This is a genomic window from Nostoc sp. (genome assembly GCF_036919615.1).
In the GTDB taxonomy this organism is placed as follows: Bacteria; Cyanobacteriota; Cyanobacteriia; order Cyanobacteriales; family Nostocaceae; genus Nostoc.
Genome location: NZ_JBALCN010000058.1, coordinates 1 through 17,806, shown reverse-complemented (window position 1 = coordinate 17,806; position 17,806 = coordinate 1). Strand labels below are relative to the sequence as shown.

The 17,806-nt window shown below is 41.2% G+C and carries 10 protein-coding genes and 1 pseudogene; 6 read left to right on the top strand and 5 right to left on the bottom strand.

Annotated features, from left to right (window positions below):
• The first annotated feature begins 56 nt into the window (after window positions 1-56).
• Window positions 57-989, top strand: a pseudogene (locus V7K48_RS17650) (LysR substrate-binding domain-containing protein).
• Window positions 990-1,256: 267 nt separating this feature from the next.
• On the opposite strand, the gene V7K48_RS17645 reads toward V7K48_RS17650, so the two are convergent.
• The gene (locus tag V7K48_RS17645) at window positions 1,257-1,997 is read right to left on the bottom strand and encodes an alternative oxidase (RefSeq protein ID WP_335074567.1); all 741 of its coding nucleotides are present in this window, start codon (window positions 1,995-1,997) and stop codon (window positions 1,257-1,259) included.
• A 597-nt stretch (window positions 1,998-2,594) separates the two neighbouring features.
• Here V7K48_RS17645 and V7K48_RS17640 point away from each other — a divergent pair.
• From V7K48_RS17640 to V7K48_RS17625, 4 genes are all read left to right on the top strand, one after another.
• Complete coding sequence (locus V7K48_RS17640) at window positions 2,595-3,602, top strand: YeiH family protein (protein ID WP_335074566.1); 1,008 nt, start codon at window positions 2,595-2,597, stop codon at window positions 3,600-3,602.
• Window positions 3,603-3,871: 269 nt separating this feature from the next.
• Entirely contained in the window at window positions 3,872-4,252 is a 381-nt protein-coding gene (locus V7K48_RS17635) for a sulfite exporter TauE/SafE family protein (RefSeq protein ID WP_335074565.1), read from the top strand.
• Window positions 4,253-4,296: 44 nt separating this feature from the next.
• Entirely contained in the window at window positions 4,297-5,133 is an 837-nt protein-coding gene (locus tag V7K48_RS17630; protein ID WP_335074564.1) for a sulfite exporter TauE/SafE family protein, read from the top strand.
• Between the two features lies 1 nt (window position 5,134).
• Window positions 5,135-5,524, top strand: a complete 390-nt coding sequence (locus V7K48_RS17625; protein WP_335074563.1) for a DUF1634 domain-containing protein — start codon at window positions 5,135-5,137, stop codon at window positions 5,522-5,524.
• 345 nt (window positions 5,525-5,869) lie between these two features.
• Here the strand turns inward: V7K48_RS17625 and V7K48_RS17620 are convergent, their stop codons facing one another.
• The 3 genes from V7K48_RS17620 to V7K48_RS17610 all read right to left on the bottom strand — a co-directional run bounded on the left by V7K48_RS17620 (window position 5,870) and on the right by V7K48_RS17610 (window position 15,493).
• Window positions 5,870-8,971: an esterase-like activity of phytase family protein gene (locus V7K48_RS17620; protein WP_335074582.1), complete on the bottom strand. Its 3,102-nt coding sequence runs from the start codon at window positions 8,969-8,971 to the stop codon at window positions 5,870-5,872.
• A gap of 798 nt (window positions 8,972-9,769) precedes the next feature.
• Window positions 9,770-15,223 (bottom strand): phytase, encoded by a 5,454-nt coding sequence (locus V7K48_RS17615; RefSeq protein WP_335074562.1) that lies wholly within the window; start codon window positions 15,221-15,223, stop codon window positions 9,770-9,772.
• A gap of 36 nt (window positions 15,224-15,259) precedes the next feature.
• Entirely contained in the window at window positions 15,260-15,493 is a 234-nt protein-coding gene (locus tag V7K48_RS17610) for a hypothetical protein (RefSeq protein WP_335074561.1), read from the bottom strand.
• A gap of 683 nt (window positions 15,494-16,176) precedes the next feature.
• Here V7K48_RS17610 and V7K48_RS17605 point away from each other — a divergent pair.
• A complete protein-coding gene (locus V7K48_RS17605; protein WP_335074560.1) occupies window positions 16,177-16,860 on the top strand; it encodes a hypothetical protein in 684 nt (227 codons plus the stop codon).
• 266 nt (window positions 16,861-17,126) lie between these two features.
• On the opposite strand, the gene V7K48_RS17600 is transcribed toward V7K48_RS17605, so the two are convergent.
• Window positions 17,127-17,312: a hypothetical protein gene (locus tag V7K48_RS17600; protein WP_335074559.1), complete on the bottom strand. Its 186-nt coding sequence runs from the start codon at window positions 17,310-17,312 to the stop codon at window positions 17,127-17,129.
• Window positions 17,313-17,806: the final 494 nt, after the last annotated feature.

Below are 17,806 nucleotides of genomic sequence, written 5' to 3'. Positions count from 1 at the left end.
CTTAATATAAGGACATTTATAACTCCAATAATTTAACGCTTTCATAAATGGCAAGGATGACCATTGACCAGTTACAGATTTTCCTGGCTGTGGCGCAGCATATGCACTTTACTCGCGCCGCTGAGGAGCTTTACATTACTCAACCTTCTGTGAGTGCTGCCATCCAAAGTCTTGAAGAACAATATGGAGTGAAACTGTTTAATCGAGTTGGTCGTCGTATTGAACTAACACTTGCTGGCAAGATGCTGCAAGTAGAAGCACAAAAAATTTTGACTCAGGTGGAGTTGACTGAGCGAGGATTGCGAGAATTAAATAATCTGAAACAGGGTGAACTCAAGTTAGGTGCAAGCTAAACCATAGGTAATTACTGGCTTCCCCGCTTTATTAGCTTATTTAAGCAAGAGTATCCTAATATTTCTGTAGATTGTATATTAAGTAACACCACTGAAATTAGCGAAGGAACGATCACAGGATTGTTTGACCTCAGCTTGGTAGAAGGAGAAGTTGAACCATCGGTTTTAGCTTCTCTAGAACAAAAAATTGTTGGTGGAGACTGTCTGCAAATTGTTGTTGGTCAATCTCATCCTTGGTTTGAACAAATAGCAGTTGAGGTAACAGAATTAACAAATACCGCCTGGGTAATGCGGGAGCAAGGCTCAGGAACCCGTCAGCAGTTTGAGCAAGTACTAAAAGAATGGGGTATTGAACCAACACAGTTAAATGTAATTTTGTCAATGAGAAGTGGTGATATGGTCAAAGCAGCCGTTGAAAGTGGGGTAGGAGCTGCGGCGATTTCCAACCTGATTATTACCAAAGAACTACGTCTTGATATGCTTCGTTGTATTAAAGTTACAGGTGTGGCAAGAAACACTAATGATGCAGACCCACTCTCACGACCCTTCTTTTTATTAAAACACCGGGAGCGTTTTCAAACCCGTATTTCTCAAGTCTTCGAGCAATTGCTATTATCGGCTGGGTCTGTGGAATAGCTGTAGCTGTCAATCAACCTCTTTATTACTTAGGAATGTGAATTAAATAACATCCAAATGGTTTAAATATTAAATATTAATCAAAGTATCTACTAATACTTTTCTCAACTTCTTACTAAAGAAGGAGATTAGTTTCAATCTCCAGTTATCAAAGTCAGAAATATATTTGGAATCAGCATTATTTGGTGATTGATTGGAACGAGCTAGACTAAAGGTAAAAACCATGACTAGCAACACAGTTTAGCAAACACTGTGCTTTAAATTCCACTATGACATCAAGACTTCATCTGCATCGGTATCTTCAATAATTGATTCAGCTGTCTGATTGATAGCAGTGATAGTCTCTTCAGGTAAAAATATAGCTTCAGAACTATGGGGACTTTTGAAAGTTAACTGTGCGTCAGGTTGTTGACAAGCAACCATTGTTTTGACATGTTCGCCTTCATCGTCTCGAATTGCTACATAGACATCGTAGAGATTTTCAATTTTTGGACGACGTTCAGATATTGGATGAGAAGTTTGAAATTCATCAAACATATAAAGGTCGCCATCACGGTAGTAATTAATCGCTACTTGCGGTGCTGGCTGAGTTCTAAGTTCTGCCTCATGCTCTTTTAAAAATGTGTCGTAAGTGTGATATGCGTGTTCTTCTATTAGCTGTGTGAAGTAATAAGCATCAGAGGGAGAAATAATGTATACGAATATCAAAATCCAGTAGTAAATTACAACACCACTGTGAGCAATAAAGCGGTCAATCCAATATTTATTACCTCCTAGTGATTCAGCAATGAGTAGGTGATGTAACTCATTCCAAGATTCAGCAAAGTGAATTTTCAGCCAGTCAGATTTTCGCCACCAGCCGAGGCTTTCATAAAAGTGAAGGACTGACAAAAAAGCAAAGTAGGGAACTCTCGCTACTGTTTCCAGCACATAAAATCGTGCATACAAACGCTTGCGGTAAAAAACATTCAAAACAAATTCTAAAAAATCAACTAGCAATCGAATCATTTTTTTCTCCTCGTTTTAGTTGCATTCAGATAAAGGTAAAAATTAGGCTGCTTGAGTAAATTGATTTCAAACTTTGCAAATTAATGCCTAACGATGCAGAGATTGGCTGTGATTGCAATCAACTTTTTCCTTTCACTATTTCAGCTTAGATAAATATATCAATAGAAACAAACGTTCTTAACTATGCAAACAATAGTTTTAATCTATTGTTACAGCTTCAGCCGAAACTGTTGTTCCCCTCGTACATTAGACCTCCTGCATGAATAGTGAGATGGTCTGCCCGCTGGCGATCGCAGATAGCACAATGAAGGTAGTGGGAGCATCTGCGTGAAAGAGAAAAAATGGCTTACAGCGAGCTACAACTGCTCTCAGATAGTGAGTTCAAACGTTTGTGTGGGGTCAGTAGAAGAACCTTTAGGTGACACAGAAATTATGCATTTTTGCAATAACTGTAGTTTAGTTTTCTTCACCTTCAAGCTTTGAGTAACTTTCATGTGCAGATTTAATAGTTTAAAACTATCATTTATATAGTTAAGAACGTTTGCTTCTATTATTTCAACCGCTTAAAGTTATACCAACCCTAAATACGAGGTTGATATGAAACAAAATATTAGAAGCAACAAGAAAGTGCGGATACCACAATTCAATTCAGAACAAAAGCTGCTGTATCGAAAAATTGTATTTCTCTTGGCGGCTGGATTTTGTCTGACTCCTTGGGCTTCACCACCAATAGCGCTGATGTTGGGGATTCTTTTAGCACTAACTCACGAGAACCCATTTCATCGGATTAGCCGCCCAGCTGCTAAATATTTACTAGAAGCATCCGTAATTATGCTGGGCTTTGGGATGAATTTAGCAGTTGTGTTAAAGGCAGGTGCAAGCGGTGCTTTGTTTGCTGTTGGTAGCATCAGTGCAACCTTTATTCTTGGCTATTTTCTAGGGAAATGGTTAAAGATTCCCATTAAAGCCTCTGCTTTAATTTCAGCTGGAACAGCAATTTGTGGCGGAAGTGCGATCGCCGCAGTCAGTTCAGTAATTAACGCTGCCGAAAGTGAGATTTCCGTAGCAATGGGAACAGTTTTTGTACTTAACGCCGTTGCTTTGTTCGTGTTTCCACCTCTGGGACACGCACTGCACTTAACTCAAGCGCAATTCGGAACGTGGTCGGGTGTGGCAATTCATGACATTTCTAGTGTAGTTGGTGCAGCATCACATTATGGTCAGAGTGCGTTATATACAGCTACAGCAGTCAAACTCTCCCGCGCCTTGTGGATTGTACCGATCTCAGCAGCAGCAAGCTACATATTTCAACGTCAACAGGCAAAATCGGGCGAGAGTATAATCAAACCCCAAGTACCTTGGTTTATTGGCTTATTTATCCTTGCTTCTGTGGTGCGGACTTTTATCCCGGAAGTTGCTTCTTGGTCGCCAGTGGTAACACACGTTTCAGAAGCGGGTTTGACGTTAACGCTGTTCCTGATTGGTGCAGGGCTATCTCAGAGGATGTTGAAAGCAGTTGGTTGGAAACCGATGCTTCAAGGGGTAATGCTGTGGATATTTATTAGCGCTACTTCGCTTGGTGTGATTATATTAGCGGTGCGTTAGTAACAAATATGTCTAACAAAGCTAAGTTTTTCGTCTCTAGCATCGTACAGAAGTTTTATTTGGATTCAAGCGGTTCGCCGTTCACAAGGTCAAGGATAGTACATCTTTATTATGCTCAAAATATCTTGGGCAATCCATCAACTCGATCTATTAATTTGATATAAAAAAATGATTGTTTATATCGCTTTGCTTTTCTAAAGTCAAATTAAGTACTCCTTACTTGTCGAACTATCGGAAATTCAGTAAAAAACAAGCATCATGTGAAAGGTATGGATAACATTTTACTTTGTCTAAGTTTAGGATTGATTGCAGGAATAATAAGCGGCATAACTGGAATTGGCGGCGGAATAATTATTTTACCTGCTTTAGTCTTTGTGTTTGGATTCTCTCAACATCAAGCTCAGGGTACAACATTAGCTTTGCTTGTACCTCCCATTGATGCTTTAGCTGCATGGACTTACTATAAACAAGGTTATGTAGACTTAAAAATAGCAGCACTACTCTGTCTAGGTTTTGTATTAGGTGGATGGCTGGGAGCCAAAATAGGAATTGGATTATCTAACGTGATTCTGTCTAGAATATTTGGTGTTTTACTACTTGTTAGTGCAATGAGAGTGATTTTTACAAACGCAGGCGATTCCGCTTTATAACTTAGTACCTCAAAAGCAACTCAAGTAATATAAAACTCACTGACGTGAATATTTTAGAATTTTCTTTACTAGTATGGCTTAGTTCTTTAAGCGCAGGTTTTCTCGGTTCACTAACTGGGTTAGGGGGTGGAGTAGTAATTGTGCCAATGTTAACTTTGGCGTTTGGGGTTGATATTCGATATGCTGTTGGCGCTTCACTGGTATCTGTGATTGCAACTTCTAGTGGGGCTGCATCTGCCTATGTTAAGGAAGGCTACACTAATCTGCGGTTGGGGATGTTCTTGGAAATAGCGACGACAGCAGGGGCATTAGTCGGGGCAATTGTAGCCGGGATGGTTTCTACTAGAGCGATCGCGATCGTCCTTGGTATCGTTCTAATTTATAGTGCTTACCTGTCGCGTCAACCCCGCGTTGAACACGTTGACGGCGAACTGCCAGATCCTTTGGCAACTTCTCTCCAACTCAACGGTAGTTACCCAACTCAAACAGGACTGCAATCTTACAATGTACGTGCAGTACCAGTTGGATTTGGATTAATGTTTATTGCTGGAATACTCTCAGGATTACTCGGCATTGGTTCAGGAGCTGTGAAAGTGCTGGCAATGGATCGAGCGATGCGTATTCCATTTAAGGTTTCTACCACCACTAGCAATTTTATGATTGGCGTGACGGCCGCAGCGAGTGCTGGAGTGTATTTGAGGCGGGGTTACATTGATCCGGGACTGGCAATGCCAGTAATGTTGGGGGTACTACTTGGTGCTTTGTTAGGTGCAAAAGTACTAGTAAGAGTAAGGATTGAGTTGTTGCGAAATATCTTCAGTCTCGTTATTCTAGCACTGGCAATTGAAATGATCTACAAAGGTTTAACAGGAGGGATTTAGAATGTCTCAGCCCAGACGTAGATGGAGCGAACATCAAGTTGAACGGTTCATTGGCAACTTGTTAAGATTTGGAGTACTTTTTGCTACTATTGTGGTTGTGGTCGGGGGAATTTTGTATTTGATTCACTATGGTACAAGTCCTGCCAATTACCAATTTTTTCGGGGAGAACCCCCAGAGTTTAACTCTTTAGAAGGAGTAAGAACAGCAGTTTTGTCAGGTCGTCGTCGTGGCATCATCCAATTTGGATTACTGCTATTAATTGCCACACCAATTGCACGAGTTATATTTTCCCTATTTGCCTTTGTACGACAAAAAGATTTGACTTATATAATTGTGACTTCAATTGTATTAATTGAGTTAATTTATAGCCTTATGGGGAAAAATTCATAAAAGAAAAAGATGGCGTTAGATTAGTAGTTTATACTTGTGATTATAGGAAGTATTGTACAGCACGACTTAAGTTTTTTTATAGAAGAATCCTTGCCTATCACAATTTTGATAAGTGTAATTGATGTTGATAGTGCGTGACTTTAATATTTTAATATCTACCTTTAATTAAGGTTTGAATTAAAAACTGGTATAGCAGCCTTGCTCATTTGATGCAAATTGTTCATAATCCTTATTGGGCGGGAAATATGAGATAAAAAGCGAGGGAATATTACTCCCTCGCATGACAAAATTGCTACAGATTAATTAATGAATGAATGTTGAATCTAAGCTGTAATCATCTTTCGGCTAAACGACACTAGCAGAAAAAACGAAATCATTTGCTGTGAGGCTAGTTGATGTAATTCCCAGCAATGAAGCCAACTCTGTATTTCCGGTTTTGACGATAGTGTCACTACCCTGTTGCAATAGTGTTAAAGCACTAAACTTAGTCACACCAATACCGCCTAGCCCGATTTGATCAATCCCGATTGTAAAGTCAGTAATAATGTTCTTACTAGCTGGCAGACTGGCGTTAGCAATCCAGAACTGGTCAGCACCAGCACCACCACTCAGGCGATTACCGCCCTGTTGACCAGCAAATAGCACATCATCACTATCACCACCAAATACCGAATCATTCACATTGGAGAAGAGTTTGTCATCCCCAGAGCCACCGTAGAGACGGTTATTGCTACCTTGACTCTTGAGGGTGTCGTTGCCTGAGCCGCCGAAGGACAGTTGACGAGTTCCTTCAACTACTGTCAAAGTATCATTACCTGCTGCCCCAAACAAATTATTACTACCATTGGCTTCAACGACAGTAATTTCGTCATCACCAGCACCACCATCAGCACTAGTGTTGTTAGCAGGGCCATTTGCACCAATCAAGACTTGATCATTACCGTCTCCTGTGGACACTGAGGAGTTACTGCCGACCACTACCGTGTCTTCACCGTTCCCAGTCAGGATTGTGTTACTTTTAGTACCCTCTACAAAGTCTGCTCCGTCACCTGTGAATAAGGTTTGATTCGGCTGAACGGTAATATCATTGCTGCTAGTAGAGCCAGACTTAATTTCTTCAGCTTTGGGCTGACCTAAGCCAGGAGCAAGATTCAGGGATTTATCCAGCTTCAACAAAATGATTTCGTTGTTGTCTATTACTGGATGCTGAGGATCATTGCCAGGACGCCCTGTTGAGAAGGGATAGTTGTTGTCATTAGCAACCAAAATGGTGTTTTTGTCAACAACTAACACATTTTCAATTGTTTGAAATGGGAAGTTAAAAGTTGTTTTACCGTCCCCGTTGATATCGTTAGGGTCTTGGATGTTTAACAAGTCTGCAACTTCTTCTTTAGCTACATAGCCATTAGAATCTGTTTTAGACAGGTCTACTTTGTAGATTTTCTTGAATTTAGCCGCAGCCCCTTGATTGTTATCCCGCTCAATGACCAGATACTCATGATCATTAATAACTGTTAAGTCACCGATCGAATTTGAGGGATTTTCCAGTTTGTAATAGCGTAGTTGATCGCTGTATTTGTGGCTGGCTAGATCAAATTCATTAATCCGTAAAGCACCAGGAGTATCGCCCTGAACAGTCCCCTCTAGCAGTAGGTAGAGCTTAGTTTTGCTGGCGTTGATTGCTCCGCCTTCAAAACCTTTAGAACTACCCAAGTTAGCAAAGGCATTTCCTGAAAGAACATCGGGGTTTTGTGGCGATCGCACTACATTATACTGAGGATTATCTCTGAGTTGATCCCGTACTTTATCCCCAATATCAGGAAAGTCTGTAAATAGCGCATCTACCCCTAATTGATAGAACTGCTGAATTTCTAGTGCTAGCTTGCCTTTATAATCTGCTGCTAAATATTGATCTTCTGCGCGGAAGGTGTAAGGATGAACTTGCAAACCTGCGTTGTGAGCATCTTGAATTAACGTAGTCGGAGGTAATGTTGTCTGATCAGCCTCATTTACTACCCCATCCCCATTCACATCATCTGCTTTGCCATCACCATTAGCATCAGTACCTTTGACACTAACAATCATCCGCTTCCAAGGGCCAATGCCATCAGCATAGGTGGCAATTTGTGCCAAGCCTTTTGGAGTTCGTAAGTCACCATAGGTGCGATTATCACCACTCACCTTCAGGTCATAAGGCTGACTTTCTATGATCTTACCGTTAATGTCAATGTCACTTGCATCTAGAAGCTGGATAAGTGGAATATCTACCCCTGCGTTAGGCATAATGCTGTCATGCAGTTGTTTGAGGTTAGATACTTCAAAGGACTGGATAAAAATGCGGCTAGGATCAGTGAAGTTATTTGCTTTGAGCGTATCGATTAACAACTGACTGGTGTTTCTGTTTATTTTGTGCGTGGTGCCTACATAAGTGGCTTCTTGAGCAAAATAGGTCGGATGCTTAGTTTCAGGGTAAATGCCAATTTTTTTACCTGTCTTGGCCTCTACATCCTTAACCAAGTTGATGATTTCCGTGAAGGTAGGAATCTCAAATTTATCATCGAAGGAGTGATCCCGGAAAGGTAGACGCTCTTCTGCGCGTAAAGTCTTGATTTCAGCTAAAGTGAAGTCTTCAGCAAACCAACCTGTAATTGTGTTTCCATCTAAACTTACTGTTTTTTTGCGATCGGCAAACTCTGGATGCTTGTAAACATCTGTGGTTGTGTTGTTGAAATTGACGGTACCATCAGTGTTCAAAACTGCTAAAGCCGGCTCATGGCGAGCAATTAACACACCATCTTTCGTAACTACCAAATCAGGCTCAATAAAGTCAGCACCGCGCTCAATTCCCTGTTTATAAGACTCTAAAGTATGCTCTGGACGATAGCCAGCTGCACCTCTATGACCAATAACTTTAGGTGCTTCTCCATTTAGAGTCTTGAATTGGTCAGGTGTAGTAATGGGAGCCTCTAACAACTTACCTGTGGCATCAAAATGTAGCAGATAGGGGCCGAACTCGTCTCCAACCCAGATTGTACCGTTTTTATCAAAGACGAATGACTCTACATCAAAGTCTGCACCAGTTAGTAATCTTCCAGTAGTTCCCTGATTAACTATTTGAAAAGGAACTTTCTTGTTAGGATCAGACAGTTGGATGTAATCTAAAACTTTAACACTGCCATTTCCATTTTCTGTTCCCTTAAAATTCGGGTCTAGACGATTGATCCGCAGTAAAAAGTCTTCACTATTATCTTTGCTACCGTAACCATTATCTGACAGGAAGTAAAAAGAGTTACTGTTAGCGAATTGTACACCACTGAAGCCTTGAATTGGCTGTCCTGGGAAAGGGCCCGTTCTGCCATTGGCTGAAATTTCTTTACCAGAAACTGGGCCATCACTAAAGGTATCAGCAGGTAAAGAGGCAAAGCCTACTAACTTAATTGCCATAATTAGAATGTTTTTTGGGTATTTGAATTTAACTTGATCACAAGCTATTCAAGTTCTCTCATTGCATTACTGGTGGGAAAAATAAATCATGTTCTCAGGCTAGAAACCGGAATTACGGGTAAATTTCAGAATTACAACAATATAGTTCGGGCAAGTCCGTTAAGTCCGATTCTGCCATTAACACTGAGAATACATTTCCAAAAAATGTATTTTCTCCGAGTTATTAAAAGCTTGAGAAATGATAATGAAATGTCAACTAGTAATCTATGTTAGTGAGTAATGAGTGTGGAACATTTAGATTACGAATTTAAATCTGTTGATAGGAGTTATGAAAGAACTTAGCTAACACTAAAGATATTTTCATTAAAAGATTAAGAAAATAATAAGTTAAACAGAAGAAATGATTAAAATCCAATTAAGTAAAAAGATAATATTTATTAAATTTTAAAGAAAGCAAATTAAGAAACAATCAAGTAAATATTTTTACTTTTGTTAGCGAACTATTTTCGAGAATCATGATAAAATCTTATTTTTTCAGTTTGAATTTGCTAGCTACGCCTACGCATCAACTTTTCGGCATAAAGATTTATACAATTTTCTAAAATCTTGACAACAAATGAATCAGATGGTGTGAGGTACATCTGTCATTGGTGTCAACTTAAGCCCCAATGACTGGAATAAACCTCGTTTCTAGCCTCTGACTGGAAACGAGGTAATGTCTTAAAGCATTCTTACTTACTAACTTTCACCTGAAGTTGACACCCATGTAAATCTGTACGCCCTTACGAAAGACCTTACAGACTAAGGCACGACACTAGCAGAGAAAACGAAGTCATTTGCAGTCAAGCTAGTTGAGGTAATTCCCAGTAATGAAACCAACTCTGTATTTCCAGTTTTCACCAGAGTCGTACTACCCTGTTGCAATAAGGTTAAAGCACTAAACTGAGTGATGCCTACACCGCCAAGCCCGATTTTGTCAATCCCAATTGTAAAGTCAGTAATAATGTTCTTGCTAGTTGGCAAACTGGCGTTAGCAATCCAGAATTGATCAGCACCAGCACCACCACTGAGGCGATTACTACCCTGATGACTGGCAAATAGCAGATCATCACCATCACCACCAAATAGCAAATCATTGATATTAGAGAAAAGTTTGTCATCTCCAGAACCACCGTAGAGACGGTTATTACTACCGCCACTGCTGAGGGTATCATTGCCTAAGCCACCGAATAATGATTGACGAGAACCTTCAATTACTCGGAGAGTATCATCACCTGCTGCTCCAAACAAATTATTACTACCACTGGCTTCAACCACGACAATCAGATCATCACCATTGCCACCATCGGCACTAGTATTTTGAGCCGGGCCATTTTGACCAATAAATATCTGATCATTACCGTCATTCCCGGATACTGAGGAATCATTACCTGCAAGTACTGTGTCATCACCGTTCCCAGCCAGGATTGTGTTACCTTTGGTAGCTTCTACAAAATCTGCCCCATCACCTGCATTAAAGAATTGTCCTGGCTGAAGATTGACAGTATCGCTGTTGCTAGAACCAAAACCGTTCGGGAAAGTAGGCTGTCCAACTGTCAGATTCTTGGGTAGTTCGAGAATGCCAAGTTTCTCAGCAGCAGTATTGCCCGTAACGTTGAAGTCGTTGTCGTTAATCAAGGCTAGAGTGTTGGGTGCTACCAGTACCAGACCTTCTAATTTTTCCACCCCGGTGTAACCCAACTGAGCAGCATTAGCGATTAGGCTTTTGGTTACAGGGGTAATATTGGCAGCAGCTAACTCCGCAGAGGTAAGTTGTTCAATGGTCTTACCAACTGGCAAGGTAAAGTTAGCAGGGTTGTTGATGTTGGTTGCCCCGGCTAAATCAATTTGGTAAATTAATTTATTGCCAGCAGATGTAGCATTGTCGTCTCGCTCAACTACCGCAAATTTGCCGTTCCCCAAGGAGACTGCATCGCCAATCTTATCGGTTCCTGGTAGACCTTCTAGGCGATATAAATACTCTCCTGTTACCTGCTTGCTGATAATATCAAACTCCAGAATTCGTAGGTTATGAGAATTCTTGGAAGTCGCATCATTGGCGACATCAGGATTATCGATCGCACTCTGAATAAAGGCATATAATTTATTACCTTCTAGTGCTACAGCTTCAAATCCCCGGTTATTGCGGCGTTGAGCATAAACTGCTGGCAATACCTCAGTCCCAAAAGTTCCAGCAGGTTGATCTGGGTTGGGTGCAGTAGCAGTTCCTTTGGGAATAAAGCGGTCAATCAGTTTACCATTAACATTAAAGTGGTAAATTGCCGGACGGTACTCATCTACCATCCAGTAGTCTCCATTTTCTGCAACTACAATCCCTTCTAAGTCAGCACCCAAAGGATCGTTCGCTAGGGGTTGGTTGTCTAGGTTAACGCCAATTTCATCAGTATAAGCTGTGCCATTTGCCGCTGCTTGCAAATTAGGCAGTCCCGTTAATGGTGTCGTCCCATCTTGGCGGAATAACCCTGTTCTTTTGGTAATGCTGATTTCACCTGTGCTGCGGTTGAGTTCAAAGCTGACTATTTCTGGCTGGAAGTTGGGTAAGAAAAATGGTCTGTTTGAACCATTAGATTCTCCGTTGGGGCCACGATCTGTGTTGGTGACAAATTTCAGGTTGCCATTTGCTGCAAACCCTTGGAAATACAATCCGGAGAAACCACCTAAGAAAATATCTTCACCTTTAGAGGTTGTTCCTAACTTCGGTAGGTTTTTAAAGTCGTAGATAGTCAGCTTGGGTTGGGCAACAGGATTACGGGGATCGTAACTAGTAGTATCGATATTTAGAGACTTGGGTAAGGCATTGGCTATATTCTGCCAAGGCACTAGCTTAAAGTTAGAGTTGACGTTTTCACCATCTATTGTCTTAGCAGGTTCATTAGAGCCATCTTGGGTGACAAATAAACCAAATGGGAAGTTAGGCCCTAGTGGTACGTTAATCACATCTGCACCGTCTGACTCTTGTACACTGTCAATTGACCCATTGTTACCAACAGCAAAGTTCCCCACGTATTCGTTGTTACCTTCACGAGTGTAGGCAACAAAGGTACTATCGCCTTGGCTGGATGCTAGCAGGTAACCTGTGCCGTTTTTACCGTAGTAGATGGTCAACCCTTCTGCGTCATCGGTGAGGTGAGAACCACCCTCAAAACGGACGCGATCAATTAGCTTGCCTGTTGTACCACCGTCCGGTTCTGCCTGGAATTTCCAGATGCCCACATCTTCTTGGGCTATGTAGAGAAAGCCGGTTTCTTGGTCAACCACCATACCCTCTGTTTGGGGAGAACGCCCTGCTGTCGTGGGCGAGGGAATGGTGAACTCCCGCACCAGTTCAGATCCAATTTTGCCATTACCTTTGTCAATCAATTTGAACTGAGCGATATCTCCAGTTTGTCGGCGACTGGTAAAGACATAGTAATCATTAGTTACGGGGCTACGGTATAAGGTAACTCCGTAAGAACTGCGAGTTGATGCGGAATAAGGAGGTTGAAAAGGTGATGCTTGGAAGATAGTACCAATATTGCTATCAGTGATATCTTCCAAGTATTGTCCGGGGGTGGTGGGGTTGGGGTTAATTTTGAAGATTGCTAGTTTATCATTGCTGCGATCGCTAGCTACGGCAATATCAACAGCTTGATTGCCTAATTTAAAACCGTATTGCAGGTCAATATTGTTGTAGCGAATGCCACCAGGATTAACTGTCTGCAATAAATTACCAGACAAGTCATAAACCCGCAGTCCGGCATTTTTAACTGAGGTTAATACTAAACTATCAGCAGAATTTGTGGCATTAACATAGATGGCAGGATCATCAGCATCAGCACGTTGAGATGTGGGGAGTGCCGGATCATCAAACAGATCGGGACGAGTTTCTAATGTGGGTGCAGCAGTGGGAACCAAGTCTGCACCCAAGGTGAGGATTTGGGTATATTGGGTGCTACCAAAGTTATTATCACTCACCAGCACAATCGACTGACGACCATCTGCTAGTTTGGGGCCGAAGGTAATACCCTCAATGTTATCTACTCCAGTGGGGTGATTGGCGTCAGTAGGCAGATTTAGGTTATTTAAATTCAACAGCAGACGTTTTTGAGCTGGTTTGATCGCGGCTAGTTGTTCAGCACTCAAATTATTCAGAGAATCGTAGAAACTAATGTCAGTTGCACCTTGTAAAGAAACTTCGTAGATTTTGATGGTTTCCCCTACACCAGCAGAAAAAGAGCGCTCTAATGCCAGTAAGGTTCCCCGGTTGTCGATCGCTAGTAAATCTGCCAAACCATTGTCACTTGAGCCTGTGCTAGGCTTGGGCGCTTGGGCGATCGTATCCGTGATATAGAGGTATTCCTTTTCTGGCTGTCCACTAACGAGATTGTATTGCAGAATTCGGGAACGGCTGCCACTGGTGAGTGAAGCCTTTAATCCATCTTGGGAGAGCGCGTTTTCAGTAGCTGTGAATAGGGTTTTCTGGTCGAGTGTGATGGTGAGGCTTTCAAATGCTAAGTTATTGTAAACGCCTGATGTCTGCGTATCACCTATATCGATAACACCATTGCCGTTGGTATCCTCAACTACTGGCAGAAATTTGCTGGGTATAAGTAGCGATCGCACTTCTTGCCCTGTAGTTAGCGAAAACTCTTTAATAAAGGGATTGGTAACGCGACCTGCACCAGGATTAACTTCGCCCTCTGAAGATATAAAGACTGTCCCATTATTGGTTAAAGCAATGCCTTCTGGGTCAAGACTGTTAAGTGCAAAGAAGTTGCCACTGGTAGTTTTCAAGGGTGTGACATTGGTAAAAGTCACTCCCGTCGTAGAAATAGTACCTGGGTTAGTGGTGAAGGTATAAAAGCGGGCAGGGGCAACTTGGGAGCGATCGTCTGAGATTGCATAGTAGCGGTTATTGGCAGCATCATATGTGACACCAGAAAGTCCACCCAATAGAGTCTGTACCCCATTTACCGTTCCCGCCGCACCAGAGGGAATAAAGCCAGTAACAAAGGTAGTTTGCCCCTGAAATCCCACATTAGGAATGGTTTTACCTGCCTCTGTTGAACCAGCCTGCACATCTGCGAAGACCAGACGATGGTCAGAACTAGGGAAGGGAAAAGTGCCTACCGGAGAAAACCTCGGGTCAGTATTCAGAGGCCAAAATACTCCTGAGTTGGTAATTGTTAAGTCAGCAGAGGGTAGTACGAAATCCGTCCGTAGGTTTCCTGGAGTTGTATCAGCAAAGTCTGCGGTATCAAAAGCCGAATTGCCCTTTTGGCTAGTATTTGCACCACCCTGCAAGCCTGCTTGTTGGGGCCCGCCGGGACTGGTGGGGATGACATTAGTATTGATATTGGGATTTTGCAACAGTTGGCGAATGGCATTGTTAAAACTGTCACCATCCAACGGGTCTGCATTTTGATCACCCATAATCACAAAGCGTGAACCAGCTGCAATACCGCCCGTTTTACCCCGATCATCATAAATGTAACCGCCTTTACTAGGGGTAATATAATCTGCCCAAAAGCGGATCTCGTCGTGATTGCGCTTACCGTTGCGGTCTTCTGCGCCATCAAAGGTTGGGGGTGTGGGGTGGCTAGTGAGGACGTGAATTGTCTCCCCATTCACCTGGATAGGTACATCCCAATGACTCTTAGAGGAGAGGCGTAGAACTTTCAGTTCCTCGTCAGAATACCAATCATTTGGTTGTGGTGTTTTAGGATCATCAGGAAGCAAGGCATTGGGCATATCCTTCCAGAGGAAGTTTTGGAAGGTGCGGATATTGGCAGTGTCGATGGGATATTTGGACAGCAGCAACATCCCGTATTGACCAGGGAAATTCCCGAATCCGAAAGCATCATCGCCATATCCCAGTTTGCCTGGGGTTGTAACCACTGTGCCGTTGTTGTTCAAGTCAAACCCAGACCCAATACCCGTGTTTGAGGGAGCGATGTAGAAGTATGGGTAGTCAACGGGAGTTGCACCGTTTTGGCTGGCGGCTAAATAATTTTGCTTGAATAGTTGAACTGCTTTTTGGGAGTAGTCGAACTCATTAATTAGCAGCACATCAGGGTTGTTACGCTGGATTATTTCTGCAACAGCTTTTGCCTGAGCATTATTGGGGGTTGACAAATCGGTCACTAATTGACCTTGAGCGTTGCGGTTTAGGGAAGCATTGAATTGGGAAAAGCGTATTGTATTAGTAGTTACCATAAATTAGTTTTGAAGTAGATTCAAGTTTTACGAAGATTAGTGGTTATCTGCGGAAAACCACAGAACCAAGTCGCCGAGCGCAGTCAATCTTTGGAGTGTAAATGCCATTTTTATTGCCAGTAAAAGACTGTTAACTGCAAAGATGCACTTTGCAGTTAGAGCGATGGCTATGCCAATACTTTCTGCTGCGTCTGCAACGCGTAGCTTGCTTCCCCGTAAGAGTACGGTGAACGCAATATCAATATGGACATGATAAAAAATGTCTTCCAAACCCCTATTCCTAGAGGTTGTCAGAAGACAGCTACATAACTTTTTAGTATTAGTTCTTAATTGGGCATCCTCAAACTATCTTAGCTAGATTAAGAAACAGCTAGCAAAAGGTTAAAACAAAAAATATTTGGGGTTTTGTCCACAGCGATTCTTCTGGGTAATATATCCTGACCCGATGGCGGGGCCGGTAAAACTTGGGAATGCCTATTTTATTGTTGACCCTACCTATGTCTCTCTCTGACTAGGTTTCAAATTTTTCTGACTTCTTAATCAATCTGAAAATTCCTAAGCTAAAACACATCTAAAAACTTTTATATCTAAATTTATTTCAGCAAACTATTTTGTTGATATTGTAAGATATAGAACATTAGTCCATTATTCAAAATCGAAAATAAAAAACGGAAGCATCCCAAATGTGCAAGATGCACCCAGACTTCCAGTCTGGGGCTACACAAACAAAGCCTGCCTTCGCAGGCTAGGATTAGTCCACGCAAGCGGACTTAGTTTGTGTAGCGATGAATTTTATTCGCTAAATATTTGTGCAAAATTGGGATGATACCTAAAAAATTCCCTTTCTTTCTGTGCCTGTAAAGATCCAGAGTTAGTTTACTAGGACTAAAGAAACTAGGTTTTTGGTATTTTGAGACTGATGCTGTAACTTACACAGGGTGTTGGAGAATAATATGAGCAAAGAAAATTATAGAGAGCCATCAAAATTCACACTCAAAAATGACCGCAGTATTCATTTAGGAAATGCACAAAATCATTTGCGTTCAGTAGTAAGAATCGCAAGAAAGTTTAACAACAATAATTATGATATAAATCAAATTACATCTAGAGACGTTGGGGAACTATTTACCCTGACTGATAAGTGTTCAGATACACTGAGGAAATACATAAATCTCAGAAACTACATGAATAAAGATCAAATGGTCAAACATATTAATAGTAATCTGAGAAATAGCCTGTCTTATACTACATTTGACGAGGAAAAAAGTTGGCTAAAAAGATTTGACAACTCTTGCGTAGTAAGCTGCGACATTTTCATCCAAAACCAAGTTCAAATCAAGCTGCAATCGATACAAGAACTTTATAGAAATATAATCACGTTTAGGAGTGAATTTGGTCATACATACGATCGTAATAATTTTGATTATCAACAAATCAAAGAAAGATTTCAGGAGTATTTAAATGAAGTTTTACAAATTGCAAGTGGTACTGGCTTAGTTTGTGAAGACGGACTAAAATACTATAATTGCAGTTCAAATTTTTACACTAAAAGTATCTGGTTGGGTTCAAGAATGTTTCTCAATGGTACAAACAACCTCTTAAGAATAGGTGGCTCAGAACAATCACTAATAAGTTAAAATGTACATCATACATAAGTTTGCTTATAGTGGTTCCCGACCTGGTGAGGTATGTTTTCAAAGCTACTAACCTTGTTAAACAAGATTTGAGTGTACCTCAGTTGCTTAGGAAACGCTATAAGATTTTTGAACAGCGATTGTAGCAATCCTATTTTATTTTAGAGTGAGAAAACTCAGTATACCTTGACCTTCCTTATTTACTGTTAAGAGTTTTCTATTTCCTATCCCCTACCTCTACGAATAAGTTCAGGAATCAAATCGGATTGCTAGATATATCTTTGAAGTGGTAGTACAAAGGGAGAAACTTCTTTGTTTAGTCGTTGGCGTTTACTAATTGCAGGAGTCGCCTTAGGCTCTGTAATTACTGCTGGAATATTTTTAGTCCCTTCAATTTTAGCAGGCAAAAGTTGGACATGGACATGGGCTGACTGGACTGGAATTGGAGAAGACACAATAAAAAAAAGAGTATAGAGAGAAAAGGTGGAGAAAAGGGTTCTATTGAAAAGGTTACTTTCACTGATGAAACTCAGTCGGGAAAAACACTTTGGGATTTTTTAGAACTACTTAGTGCATTAGCAGTTCCATTTTTGATTTTGTATCTAGGTAATCAAATATAGCAGAAAGATAAAGAAATAGCAGACATAAATCTCCGTGAGGAAGCACTACAAAGTTACCTAGATCGTGTATCAGAGTTATTAATTAATAACAAAGCAAATAGCCTAGAACCCAATGATTCTTTACTAGAACTGATAAAAGATATAGTACGCACAAGAACGCTGACTATACTGCGTAGCCTTGACAAAGATGGAGAACGGAAAGGTAGTGTTATACGATTTCTAATCGATGCAGAACTTATAGAACCCATTTGATATCTTTTTTAGCTGGCAGCTAGTCTTTTAAGCATCAGTCTGATAAAACAAAGCTTGAGCTTGGCATTGGCACGAGC